At 61.5% G+C, this 12,540-nt stretch carries 12 protein-coding genes; 4 read left to right on the top strand and 8 right to left on the bottom strand.

Translation table 11 applies throughout. The features are described from left to right. Positions 1 to 451 precede the first annotated feature (451 nt). The 3 genes from Q376_RS24345 to Q376_RS0111050 all read left to right on the top strand — a co-directional run bounded on the left by Q376_RS24345 (position 452) and on the right by Q376_RS0111050 (position 2,706). On the top strand, positions 452 to 808 hold the full coding sequence (locus Q376_RS24345) for a hypothetical protein (protein ID WP_211266652.1): 357 nt from the start codon (positions 452 to 454) through the stop codon (positions 806 to 808). A 1-nt stretch (position 809) separates the two neighbouring features. Continuing rightward, positions 810 to 1,103, top strand: coding sequence for a hypothetical protein (locus tag Q376_RS24830; protein WP_155834295.1), 294 nt, complete (start codon positions 810 to 812; stop codon positions 1,101 to 1,103). 469 nt (positions 1,104 to 1,572) lie between these two features. Next, entirely contained in the window at positions 1,573 to 2,706 is a 1,134-nt protein-coding gene (locus Q376_RS0111050; RefSeq protein WP_027350364.1) for an SMP-30/gluconolactonase/LRE family protein, read from the top strand. A 49-nt stretch (positions 2,707 to 2,755) separates the two neighbouring features. On the opposite strand, the gene Q376_RS0111045 is transcribed toward Q376_RS0111050, so the two are convergent. The 7 genes from Q376_RS0111045 to argH are packed head-to-tail and all read right to left on the bottom strand — an operon-like array spanning position 2,756 to position 9,933. Then, positions 2,756 to 4,123, bottom strand: coding sequence for an MmgE/PrpD family protein (locus Q376_RS0111045; RefSeq protein ID WP_043447353.1), 1,368 nt, complete (start codon positions 4,121 to 4,123; stop codon positions 2,756 to 2,758). Continuing rightward, positions 4,120 to 5,010: a polysaccharide deacetylase family protein gene (locus Q376_RS0111040; protein WP_027350362.1), complete on the bottom strand. Its 891-nt coding sequence runs from the start codon at positions 5,008 to 5,010 to the stop codon at positions 4,120 to 4,122. The genes Q376_RS0111045 and Q376_RS0111040 overlap by 4 nt, the downstream gene beginning before the upstream one ends. Further along, positions 5,003 to 5,854 (bottom strand): polysaccharide deacetylase family protein, encoded by an 852-nt coding sequence (locus tag Q376_RS0111035; protein WP_027350361.1) that lies wholly within the window; start codon positions 5,852 to 5,854, stop codon positions 5,003 to 5,005. Before Q376_RS0111035 ends, Q376_RS0111040 begins: the two co-directional genes overlap by 8 nt. Before the next feature lie 55 nt (positions 5,855 to 5,909). Beyond that, entirely contained in the window at positions 5,910 to 6,737 is an 828-nt protein-coding gene (locus Q376_RS0111030) for an ABC transporter substrate-binding protein (RefSeq protein WP_043447350.1), read from the bottom strand. A 46-nt stretch (positions 6,738 to 6,783) separates the two neighbouring features. Then, on the bottom strand, positions 6,784 to 7,548 hold the full coding sequence (locus Q376_RS0111025) for an amino acid ABC transporter ATP-binding protein (RefSeq protein WP_027350359.1): 765 nt from the start codon (positions 7,546 to 7,548) through the stop codon (positions 6,784 to 6,786). A 27-nt stretch (positions 7,549 to 7,575) separates the two neighbouring features. Further along, positions 7,576 to 8,457, bottom strand: coding sequence for an amino acid ABC transporter permease (locus Q376_RS0111020; RefSeq protein WP_027350358.1), 882 nt, complete (start codon positions 8,455 to 8,457; stop codon positions 7,576 to 7,578). Positions 8,458 to 8,502: 45 nt separating this feature from the next. Next, positions 8,503 to 9,933, bottom strand: a complete 1,431-nt coding sequence (gene argH, locus Q376_RS0111015) for an argininosuccinate lyase (RefSeq protein WP_027350357.1) — start codon at positions 9,931 to 9,933, stop codon at positions 8,503 to 8,505. A 327-nt stretch (positions 9,934 to 10,260) separates the two neighbouring features. Between argH and Q376_RS22345 the strand changes: the two genes are divergently transcribed. Beyond that, positions 10,261 to 11,232, top strand: coding sequence for a LysR family transcriptional regulator (locus Q376_RS22345; RefSeq protein ID WP_052365145.1), 972 nt, complete (start codon positions 10,261 to 10,263; stop codon positions 11,230 to 11,232). A 126-nt stretch (positions 11,233 to 11,358) separates the two neighbouring features. Here the strand turns inward: Q376_RS22345 and Q376_RS0111005 are convergent, their stop codons facing one another. Beyond that, positions 11,359 to 12,522: a type III PLP-dependent enzyme gene (locus Q376_RS0111005; RefSeq protein ID WP_027350356.1), complete on the bottom strand. Its 1,164-nt coding sequence runs from the start codon at positions 12,520 to 12,522 to the stop codon at positions 11,359 to 11,361. Positions 12,523 to 12,540: the final 18 nt, after the last annotated feature.

Here is a 12,540-nt window from a genome sequence, read left to right as displayed (position 1 = left end):
TCATACACGGTGAGGATCCAGCAGCAGAATGAGAATTGCCAAGTGACGAATGCGCAGTCCATCAAAAAATGACGCTGATGCTTCAAAATTATGCGGCCTGCGACACCTGAATTCCGCTTGGAATCCAGGTGCCCCGCTTCTGGAAAGCCGGGTTTCGGATATCACCTGACCAGCGGTCCGGGGACGCCACTTCGCAGGCACTAGCGCCCGGCACTGCCGCTAGCTCGCCGGTCTCTGTAGCGTAAACAAAATCTTTTGCCATGGCGGATGGCCGTATGAAATCAAGCTATTAGCGGAACATCGTCAGAAGGCACCAGTCGTTATTCTTGATCTCAGGCCTGCCTCATGGATAAGTCGGTCCTATAGCGGGAGGTATAAGAAAAGTAGGAACAGGTATCGCAGGGCGTGCGCTAAAGTCGATGTAGGCTATTCAACAGTTGCCGACACCCCTGTGAAACTGATGGATGAGCTTTCGAGAGGAGGTGTGAAGCATACACCAGGAAGTATCGTAGATATCGCTCGAATGAACAGTAATAGAATTGTATTCTTAGAAGCGGGAAAAGGAGGTTCAGGGTTAGCACATATTAATGAAAGGCATGCTAGCCAGTTTGCAGATAAGGGCATTTCTGTAAATGACATACCTTATGTGATAATGGCAGCAATAACGGAAGATAAAATAGTTGGGAAAAATGGAACTGCACCTGTTTATGAGATTGCTTACATAGGAGAGAAGGAATATATCGCAATTGGTGTGGGCGACAATGGCTATATTGTAAGGGCTAATCCAACTTCAACTTGGAAGGAATGAAGTGAAAAAACTAAATTTTGGTGTTGAATATATGGCTACTCCCTTCTTCTGCCCTGACACTGATAGTATGGGACATGTCGATATTGAAGATTTGGAGCTAAGCGCTCAGCTTGGAAAAAACATATATGAATGGGATAAGCATTATCAGGAATCATTGAATCAGAATTATCCTCCTGATTCTATATTTGAAAAAGTGGATGAGCACAATATAGAGGGAGAGAGGCTTTTCAACGAAATAAAAAAGGAGGTTGGCGAAAAATATGACATTATATTTCATCCTTTGAAAAAAAGATGAAATGCGAAGGCAATTCGGGATGAAGTCACTACCGGCTCGATTTTGATTCATAGTAGATACTAATTTGTCGGAAGAAGATAATAAAAATAATCGCCATGTTTCATATGAGAAACTTTTTCATCGTTAATGGAATATTCCATAGATAGGGCTGTAATGTGAAGGAAGATATTAGGATATTTTTTCTTGCACGTGGCAAAAAAGGTCTCTTGGCTTACTTGCCATTAAGATGATATCGTAGCTGTAAGTATTTGTGGTATGAATCCATGTTTGCTCAGAATCTACGACGCAGGCCTTTCATTACATTCGCTTGAACGCGCTGTCAGACTACTTTCCGGGACCTAACATCCAGGCCCTGCGCTCGCCGCCATGCCATGCCGTTTAGTGCCCCATTCATTGGGTGCGGTCAGCTGCGAATTCGACTACTGATTTTAGTTCCCTTCAGTGAAATTCGCATTTCAAGGAGAGCGATATGGCTTGGTCTCGTCCCGCTGCGTGGTTGACGGTGCTGCTAGCCTCGGTTGCGACGCCCGCGCTTGCGTTGGATCAGCTGGGCATCCCGATGCCGGAGCGTGAGGATCCGCGGTTGGAGGTGGTGTTCGAGTCGCCGCGGATATGGAACGGTGCGACGATCGATCCCTCGAGTGGCGAGGTGTTCGCGGTCTATCCGCTGCTCGATGGCGCCGGGGCGCAGGTCACTCGTTTGACCGGGCGGGAGAGCGCAGAGCCCTACCCGGACGCAGCGTGGAACCAGTGGGATGAGTCCGAACCGGGGCGCCATTTCCTGCACGCCAATGCGCTCAGGATCGGTCCAGACGGGCATCTGTGGGTGGTCGATTCAGGTGTCGCCCAGGGGGAGAGCCGGCGTACGCCGGGTGCGGGTAAGTTGGTCGAGATCGATCCGGCGAGCGACCAGGTGATCAACGTCCATGTCGTTCCGGACGAGGTGCTGCACGATGAAAGTTTCATCAACGATATCCGCTTCGATGGGGACTTCATCTACGCCGCCGACTCCGGCGCCCCGGGCATCCTGGTCTTCGATCGCAAAGCGGGTGAATTCAGTCGAGTCCTGGATGGGCACCCGCTGGCGACCAGCATCCGCCCCATCCATGCCAACGGCGCGCCCCAGCTCGAAAGCGACGGCTCGCCGGCGGTGGTTCACGCCGACCAGCTCGAGGTCTCGCCCGACGGGCGCTATTTCTACTTCCAGCCGGTCGGCGGCCCGATGGCGCGGATCGAGACCCGCTGGCTCAAGGATCCCGCGCTGCGCGCCGAGGCCGACGATCACGTCGAGGAGTGGGCCGACACGCCGAGCACCGGCGGCACCGCGATCGATGCCGAGGGCAATATCTATGTCGCCGATACCAATGCGCGCAGGATCCTGCGCTTCGACCCGAACGGCGAGCACCAACAGCTGATCGAGGATCCGCGGCTGATCTCGCCGGATGCGCTGTGGATCGACGCCGAGGGCTGGCTGTGGATTCCCGCGACCCAGATGAGCCTGCTGGGTACCGACGATGGCCAGGTACCGAATTCGGTCGAGTACCCGATACAGCTGCTGCGAATGAAGATCGACGCCAAGCCCGCGCCGAATGATCATGGCTGAAGATGGGTATCGGACGCTCCTGTGCCGCTGCCCCGGCGATGGCCGGGGCTCAGCTCTCGCCGGCCAGTGCCTGCATCAGCGGCTCGATGGTATCGAGCCGTTCGAGCGCAAGGCAGGCGTGCGCGATGCGCGCGACCTGTTCGGCAGGCAGCGCCCGGCGCGCCAGGCCGTCGAACTTGGCCAGCAGCCGCGTATCGTCCAGTGGATTGAGCGGATTCCCCAGTGCGATGTCGACTCGGGTACTCAATCGGCGGCCATCCGATGTCATCAGGGTGACGTCTGGCTCGCCGTCCTTGTCGCATCTCTCATCGACCTCGAGCCGGATACGTTCCATCAGCGCGAGCAGCCGCGGTGACCGGCGCTGTTCCGCTGCGTAGGCGTCGAGCCCGGCGTCTCCCAATCCCGCCTGCGCCGCCAGCGCGTAGGGCAGGCTCATCTGTGCACTGGCCAGGTTGGCCAGGTCCCGAGTGCCGCACATCTGGTCGAGAAACGGGCTGAGCCGCACTTCGACGCGCTCGATACCCTGTGCATCGACGCTGGCTTGCGCCATCAGCTGGGCGAGCGCATCGATGGCTGCGTGGGTTCCGCGGCAGGAGGCATAGGGTTTGATCGAGCAGCGGGAGAGCCGCCACCGCTCGCCCAGGCCGGTGGTCAGCGCTGCGGGGTCGGCATGCGTTGGCGCCAGGGTGGTGAGGAAGCCGCCCCACACGTCGTCGAACAGATGCGAGGGGCCCTCGATGCCCGCCTGGGCGAGCAGGGCCGCGTGCACGCCGCCTTCCGCCGCCCGTCCAGCGTGCAGCTTCTTGCTTTGCGAGCCGTCATGGATGAACGCCCATAGGCCGGCGCTGAAGCTGCCGGAGAGGGTGATCGCCGAGCGCAGGGCATGCGGGTCGAGTGCCAGCAGCTTGGCGCAGGCGGCAGCGGCGGCGAATACCCCGCAGGTTCCGGTGGAGTGCCAGCCGTCCTGATTGTGGAGCGAATAGCCGCCGCATGCTTCGAGCACTCGGCGCCCCACTTCGTATCCGGCCACCATCGCGGTGAGCAACTCGCGCCCGCTGATTTGACGCTCGATGAGCGGAAGCACCGCGAGCAGCGCAGGTACCACCACTGCGCCCGAGTGATCGCAACCTCCGGTGTCGTCGAGTTCGAGCGCATGGGCGGCGACGCCGTTGGCGAAGGCGGCGACGCGGGGAGAGAAGCATGCATCGGTGCCCCAGACCCGCGCGCTTCCCCTCGGTTCGCTGAGTGCTAGCTGCCTGAAAGTCCTGCGTGCGATCTCGCTGGTCGTGCCCGCCAGCGCAGCGCCCAGGGTATCGAGCAGGTGGCGTTTGGCCTGCTCGACCAGCGCTGAGGGCAGGTGTTCGAAATCCAGCCGATGAATGAAGTCGACCAGGGGATCAAGCGTGCTGCTGCTCATGGCATCCGATCCCGGTAGCGTACGAAAGCTTGCGCTGGATGGTCCGCTGGAAGAGGAGGGCCCCATTTGGACCACCAATCTGCGACCTCTTCGGCGCGGGCGATCCAGCACGACGATCGTTCGTTCAGCCATGCCAGCAGTTCGCGCAGCAGCGGCGCGCGGCCTGGGGTAGCGATGATTTCGGGGCGCAGCCTCATCACCGCGCAGAGCCCGAAGCGATCGAAACCGTCGAGGTCGGCCTGCCAGTTGGCGAGGGTCGCTCGGTAGCCGGCGATCCGCGGCTGGCCGCTGGGCACGGGAGGAGAGAGGTTGAAGGCGAAATAGGCCTCGTCGTCGAGCTCGTAATGCAGCGGCAGCTCGATCAGCCCGGGGGCGAGCGGGTGGCGATAGGGGAGGTCGTCTCCACGCCATGACGAAGACCAGCTGAAGCCCGCGGCCAGCAGCTCGGCCTCGAAGCCTTTCGACCATGCTCCCACCGGCAGACGAAAGCCTTTCGGCATGCGCCCGGTGAGTGCGCTGAGCGCATCGCGACCACGCAGCAGGACGTCGCGCTGCGCTGATGCGTCGAGCCGGGAGAAATCCTCGTAGGCATAGCCCGAGCAGGCGATCTCATGCCCCGCCGCGTGGATGTCGGCGACCAGGCTGGGGTGGGTCTCGGCGACTATGCCTGGCAGGCACCAGCTGGTCGATACCTTCGCCTCATCGAGGATCCTGAGCAGGCGCTCGACGCCGCGCTGGCTGCCATAGCGCCATACGGAGAGGCTCTTGTCGCGGTTCGCCATCGCCGGAATGCGCGAAAGGATGCCGAGGACATCGGCGTAGTCGACGGTCAGGACCAAGACGCTGCGGTAGGCCCCGGGCCAGAGGGTGGCAATGGGTTCAGCCATCGATGGACGCTCCCGCATGGTGAGCTCGCCAGTGCGCTGCGACTTCGCGACCGCGCGCGAACCACACGCCGTGTTGCGATTTCATGTGGGCGATGAAGCCTTCGAGCAGGGCGATCCTACCGGGCCTGGCGCTCACTTTCGGGTGAAACAGCGTGGTGAGACAGAGCCCTTCGGCATGACTGCCATCGAACTCAGCGCACCAGTTCTCGAGCACCTGTCGGTAGGGCGCGATGCGATCGAGCCCGGCGGGAAAGTCCGGGGCCTGGGTATAGGCGAGGCTGGCGTAGTCATCGAGCTCCCAGCGTGCAGGGATCTCGACGAGGCTGGCCGATTGGTCCTCGACGTTGACGAAGTAGGGACGATCGTCGCCGCGCATGCTGCTCGAATAGGTGACGCCGAATTCGAGCAGCACCTTTGCGGTGTCCTTCCCCCAGTCACCGGAAGGGGTGCGGAATCCTTCGGCCTGGATGCCCAGGAGGTCGGCGAAGATCTTGCGGCTGCACGCCATCACTTCGCGCTGGCGATGGTCATCCAGGGTCCAGAAAGGCTCATGCAGATGCCCGTGATAAGCGACTTCATGGCCTGCCTCGACGATTTCCCTGCACTGTCGCGGCCACTGCGTCACCACCCAGGTGGGAATGAAGAAGGTCGCTGGCACCTGCTGCGACGCGAGGACTTCCAGTATCCGTCGCAGCGCGCGATAAGGGCCGTACGCGCCGAGGGTGAAGTGGCCGGGATTGTGGCGCAGCGAGCCATCGAGCATGGCGTCACCGGTGGGGCCATCGAGATCGAAGGCCAAGGCGACGCAGGAGCGCGCGCCCTCGGGCCAGACGATTGATTCCATGAGCGGGCCTGCGATCGAGGTGGAAGTGCGCGCGGGCGGGGCGCCCGCGCGAGGATCATTGGCCCGCGTTGATCTGGACCGCGTCGACCTTGGCGTCCTGGAGGCCCCATTTATCGATGATCTGTTCATAGGTGCCGTTTTCGATCAGCTCATCGAGCGATGAAGCCAGCGCGTCGCGCAGCTCGGTATTGGTCGCGGCTACGGCCATGCCGGTGAACTGCCAAGCGAGAGGATCGCCAACCACCTTGTAGGTACCGGGCTCCATCGATTGGATGTAGGGCAACGTCTCGCTGCCTTGCAGCGCGGCGTCGAGGCGGCCCTGGCGCAGCTGGGCGCGGGCGTCCGCGGAGCCCTCGGTGCCGACGCCGACCACCGCCGGGTTGCCCGCCGCCTCGCAGTGCTCGGCGCTCCACTTGCTGATTTCGTTAAGGAAGTTGGTGCGGCGACTGGCACCGACTCGCTTGCCGCAAAGGTCGGTGGCGGCATTCACCTCGGTGTTGCTTTCCAGGGTGTAGAACTGCGGGCCCGAGCGCAGGTAGTCGATGAAGCTCACCACCTTCTGCCGTTCCGGCGTGTCGGTCATCCCGGACAGCACCAGGTCGCTGCGTCCAGTGGTCAACCCGCTGAGCATCTGCTCGAACGCGCTCTCCTGCCAGCGGATCTCGATACCGAGGTGCTTGGCCAGTGCGGTGCCGAGATCATAATCGAAGCCGGTCAGCTGGTTGGTGGCCGGGTCCTTGAACTCGAGTGGTGGATAGTTGGGCACGATGGCCGCGGTAATGTAACCACGCTGGGTGATGTCGGCGGGCAGCTGCGCGGCCTGGAGCGTATGAGCGAAGACGGCGCTGGAGCAGAGCGTGAGCAGGGCGAGGGCTTTGTTCATGTCGATGACTCTTATGGTTGTGATGGTGGCCGCTTGAAAGCAGTGCTTAGTTGAGCACTGCGGAAATGAAGCTCTGGGTGCGTTCGTTGCGTGGATTCATCAGGATGTCCTCCGGGGCCCCGGTTTCGACGATCTGGCCCGCGTCCATGAACACCACCCGGTTGGCGACCTCCCGGGCGAATCCGAGCTCGTGGGTGACCACGATCATCGACATGCCGCTGCGGGCGAGGTCGCGCATCACCTGCAGCACCTCCCCGACCAGTTCTGGGTCCAGCGCCGAAGTCGGCTCGTCGAACAGCATCAGACGCGGGCGCATGGCGAGCGCCCGCGCGATCGCCACGCGCTGCTGCTGGCCTCCGGAGAGCTCGATCGGATAAGCGTCCGCTTTGTGCGCCAGGCCGACACGCCCGAGCAGCTCCATGGCATGATCACGGCTTTCTTTTGGCGCGCGCCTGAGCACTTGGATCGGCCCTTCGATGACGTTTTCGAGCGCGGTCATGTGCGGGAACAGGTTGAAGCGCTGGAAGACCATGCCCGTAGCCAGCCGCTGGCGAGCGATCTGGTTGTCGTCCAGCTCATGAAGCTTGTCGCCGACGATGCGATATCCGGTCAGTTCACCGTCGACCCAGAGCCCGCCGCCGTCGATTTTTTCCAACTGGTTGATGCAACGCAAAAGCGTGCTCTTGCCCGAGCCGGATGGGCCAATGATGCAGAGAACCTCGCCGTTCTCGACTTCGATATCTATCTCCTTGAGTGCCACGAAATCACCGAAGCGCTTGGTGACGGCCTGGCCTACGACGATCGGTCTCATCGAAATCCTCCTCTATATGGGCCGATATCAGGCGCTATCGCGTGAGCCACGGGCGAAATGGCGTTCGAGGCGACTCTGGCCGATCGATAGCACGGTGACCACCACGATGTACCAGATGCCAGCGACGATCAGCAGCTCCATTACCCTGGCATTGGCGTAATAGATGTTCTGAGCGTTGTGCAGAATCTCCGAGTACAGGATCACGCTGGCCAGGCTGGTCATCTTGATCATGCTGATGAATTCATTGCCGATCGGCGGGATGATGACTCGCATCGCCTGCGGCAGAACGATCCGGCGAAGACTGCGAATACGGGTCATGCCGATGGACTTGGCGGCCTCGTATTGGCCGTTGTCGACGGATAGGAGGCCCGCGCGCACCACCTCCGCGGTATAGGCGCCTTGATTGATCCCCAGGCCCAGCAGTGCCGCAGCGAACGGCGTCATTACGTCTACCGTGCGTGCCTCGAAAAGGCCCGGGATGCCGATGGTCGGGAATACCAGGGCAAGGTTGAACCACAGCAGCAGCTGGAGGATCACCGGCGTACCGCGGAAGAACCAGATGTAGCCGGATGCCGTGTAGCGCAGCACGGGATTCTTCGACATCCGCATGACGGCGAAGATCACACCCAGTACGACGCCTAGCGCCATCGCCAGGATCGACATCAGTACGGTGTTCCACAGTCCCCAGAGAATGGCCTGGGAGGTGAGGAACTGACCGACGAACTGCCATTCGATGTTGCCATTGGCGAAGGCCCGCAGTAGACCTCCGATCGCTAACACGATCAGCGCCGCGGCGATGAACCGGCGATAGTGGCGCTTGGGCATCACCTTGTAGTGGGAGATGTCGTAGTGGGAGATGTCCGGCATCGCGGAGGCGGACGGAGTCGGGTCTTTTTTAGTCGATTGCATCGTAGAGTCTCCGCTGGATAGGGTCGAACGATGGCCTTGGGCGGCCTAGCCCGCTCTCGGTCCCTGGTAACGTGCGCACCAGCGCGCTTGCTCGGCCAACGAGGATTCGAGCCTCTCCAGCTGTCTGGCGACTTGCACCGGCGCGGTGCCGCCATGGCCGTTACGAGCGTCTATCGCCGCCTCCAGCGTGAGCACCTCGAGCACGCTCGCCTCCAGCCGGGTGTCCACCCGTTGCAGCTGTTCTGCGTTCAATTGCGAAAGTTCGATGCCGAGATCCTCACATAATCGAACCACGGAGCCTGTGATCTCATGGGCTTGCTTGAAAGGCACGCCGCGTAGGGAAAGCCAGTCGGCTATTTCGGTGGCGAGGGTGAAACCAAGAGGGGCCTGTCGGCGTAATTCGTCGACATTGACCCTCATCGTCTCGATCATTCCCGCCATCGCGGGCAGTACCAGATCCAGCGTGTCGAGCGCATCAAGAACCTGGTGTTTGTCTTCGCCGAGGTCACGGTTATAGGCCAAGGGTTGGGCCTTGATCGTTGCCAGTATCCCGGTCAGATTGCCGATCAGTCGTCCCGCCTTGCCGCGGGTCAGTTCGGCGATGTCCGGGTTTTTCTTCTGTGGCATGATCGAGCTGCCGGTGGCGTAGCCGTCGTCGAGCTCGACCCAGCGGAATTGGCGCGATGTCCAAAGGCAGACTTCTTCTCCGAGCCGAGAGAGATTGATCCCGAGCATGCTGGTGATGAACAGGAATTCGGCGACATGATCACGGCTGGCGACGGCGTCGATCGAGTTTTCGCAGCTGCCGTCGAATCCCATCTCGTGCGCGGCCTGGTCGCTGCCCTTGGCGATCGCCGAGCCGGCAAGCGCAGCGGCGCCTAGTGGAGTGAGCGAGCAGCGGCGGTCCCAGTCAATCAAGCGTTGGACATCGCGCAGGAATGACTGCGCATGGGCGAGCAGCTGATGGCCGAAGACGATGGGCTGGGCTTGCTGTAGATGGGTGAAGCCCGGAGCGATGGTATGCAGGTGCGTACGAGCCTGGGAGATCAGCGCGTGCTGCAACTCGTGGATCTGGCGAGCGAGCCGTCGCCCCTGGTCGCGCAGCAGCAGGCGCATATCGTTGGCCGACTGGTCGTTGCGCGAGCGCCCCGCCCTCAGCTTGCCCCCCAGGGTGCCGAGCCGCTCGGTCAGGAGCCGCTCGAGCAAGGTGTGAACGTCTTCATCGTCCGCGGTCGGTTGGATCTGGCCTGCGTTGAATTCCACTTCGATTGCGTCGAGCGCAGCGATGATCTGGTCGTTTTCCTCGGGGCTCACGATACCTGCGCGAAGCAGTTCACCACAGTGGGCGCGGGAGCCCGCGACATCGTAAGGGAGTAGGCGGAAGTAGCCAGCGGGCGATCGAGAGAGCCTTGCCATCGCCTCGCTGGGACCGGTGGCGAAGCGCGCACCCCAGAGACGGTCACTGTGTGATGCCATCGTTTTTTCCTCGTGCAAACGGTTGTCGGCTGCCAGTGCCGGTTGTCTTTGTTGGCTGTCGATCAGCGTCGTAGCTTTCGATGATCGAGCCGAATCCGTGTTCGAACGCCGTTCCAATCGCTCAAAGAGCGCGCGCGATCTGGATAGACTGATATCGATGCCATCGCCAAGGCGTCTCTTGACGATGTGGTGTTGCAATAAAAGCGTCGGTTGGGCCGGGCGCGGAACGTTTCGAAGTGGCGCAGGCTACCTTTATCGGCATGGTTATGATTGTCCTGGCGCTCGTTGCAGGTATCGCATGACGTGCTGCTAGGAGGAATCCTGAATATGGAAAGTGAACTTTCCGGTTTTGAAAGTCGCCGGGTCGGTCAGGGACTCAAACGGGCTCCACAGGTCGGTGCGCTGGAACTCAAGCTCTTGAAGGTATTCAAGGCCGTCGTCGAGGCAGGCGGCTTTTCCGCCGCCCAGCAGCAGCTCGGGGTCAGTCTCGCCTCGATCAGCAAGCAGGTTTCCGATCTGGAGGTTCGGCTCGGAATGCGGCTCTGCACGCGGGGTCGCGAGGGGTTCGAGCTCAGTGAGGAGGGAGACATCGTCTATCGCAACAGCATCGAGCTGTTCCGCGCGTTGGACGACTTCAGCGATCGGATCAGCTCCTCGCATCGGGAGCTGATCGGCGAACTCAGCATCGCGGTGATCGACAACACGATCAGCGATCCCTGCTCGCCGTTGATAGAGACGCTCGGCCGGCTGGCGCGGGATGCGCCAAAGGTGCGGCTGTCGGTGCACATCGAGTCGCTCGGTGGAATCGAAAAGGGCCTGGAGACGGGTCGCTTCAGCTGTGCGCTGGTTCCCGGCTATCACGCCCTGGGCAGCTTCACCCGGCCAGGGCAGTTCGAGCGCTGGATCGCCTATGAGGAGCAGAGCGGGCTCTATTGCGGGCGGCACCATCCCGCCTTCGCCGATGCCGCGAGGCTTTCGATGCAGGCGCTGGGTGGCTATGACTTCGTCAGCCTGAACTACGTCAACGACGCCCAGCGGCGCGAGCTGGCCAGCCGTTTCACCCGGTTGTCCTGCGCCACCCAGGTGGAGGCGGTGGCGATGCTGATTCTCTCCGGCGCCTATCTCGGTGTGCTGCCTCACCACTACGCCAGGCAGTATGGCGAGACCGGGCGCATGGTCCGGCTGGCGCAGGATGAGTTCGAGCTAGGTACGCCGATCGAGCTGGTCCGCTCGCAAAAGGGCGGCTCCTCGGCGATCACTTGCCATTTCGTCGATACCCTGCGCGCGGTGACGGAGTGAGCCCGAGCCCGCCATGGCGCACGCGTGGCGCTTCAAAAACCAATACCCCGCGCGAGTTCCCCCGCGCGGGGTATTGGCGTTGCTCCGGCGAGCTGCGCTGCCCGCTGGCGCGCTCGGGGCCCAGGCTTAGAGATAGTAGGATTTCAGCGGGGGGAAGCCGTTGAACTCGATCGCGCTGTAGCTCGTGGTGTAGGCGCCGGTGGAGAACCAGTAGAGCCGGTCGCCGCTGGAGAGGTTGAGCGGCAGGCCGTACTTGTACTGCTCGTACATGATGTCGGCGCTGTCGCAGGTGGGCCCTGCGATCACCACTTCCTCGAGCTCACCCTTGCGTTCGGTCCAGATCGGGAACTTGATCGCTTCGTCCATCGTCTCGACCAGGCCCGAGAACTTGCCGACGTCGGTATAGACCCAGCGCTCGACCGCGGTGCGCGACTTGCGTGCGACCAGCACCACTTCGCTGACCAGTACGCCTGCATTGGCGATCAGCGAGCGGCCGGGCTCGAGGATGATCTCCGGCATGTCGTCGCCGAAGTCCTCCTGCAGGAAGCGGGTGATCTCCTCGGCGTAGACCGCCAGTTCGTTGGTGCGCTGGAGGTAGTTGGCCGGGAAGCCGCCGCCCATGTTGATCATCTTCAGTACGATGCCGTCTTCCTCGCGCAGGCGCTCGAAGATCACCTTGACCTTGGCGATCGCTGCGTCCCACACCCCGATGTCGCGCTGCTGCGAGCCGACGTGGAACGAGATCCCGTAGGGGTCTAGACCGAGTTCGCGGGCGAGGATCAAAAGATCCATCGCCATGTCGGTCTGGCAGCCGAACTTGCGTGACAGCGGCCAGTCCGCGGTGGAGGAGCCTTCGGTGAGGATGCGCACGTAGATCTTCGAGCCCGGCGCCGCCTTGGCGATGTTGCGCAGGTCGGCTTCCGAGTCGGTGGCGAACATCCGCACGCCCTTCTCGTAGAAATAGCGCACGTCGCGGGCTTTCTTGATCGTGTTGCCGTAGCTGATCCGCGAGGCATCGACCCCGGTGGCGAGGACCTTGTCGAGCTCATAGATCGAGGCGATGTCGAAGTTCGAGCCCTTGTCGCGCAAGAGTTCAGTGATCTCGGTCGCCGGGTTGGCCTTCACCGCGTAGAAGATCCGCGCGGAGGGAAAGCTCTCCACCAGTTCATCGAAGGCGCGCGAGATGGTGGCGAGATCGATCACCACGAACGGCGTCTCCTGGCCGTCGGCGAAGGTCTTGAGGCGCTCGAAGGTGGCGGGAGCGTAGTAGTCGTCGATGCGGATGGTCATGCGGTGATGCTCCTCGAA

This window comes from Halotalea alkalilenta DSM 17697, assembly GCF_000621205.1.
GTDB classification, from domain to species: Bacteria; Pseudomonadota; Gammaproteobacteria; order Pseudomonadales; family Halomonadaceae; genus Halotalea; species Halotalea alkalilenta.
This window is presented reverse-complemented; position numbering and strand designations above follow the sequence as displayed.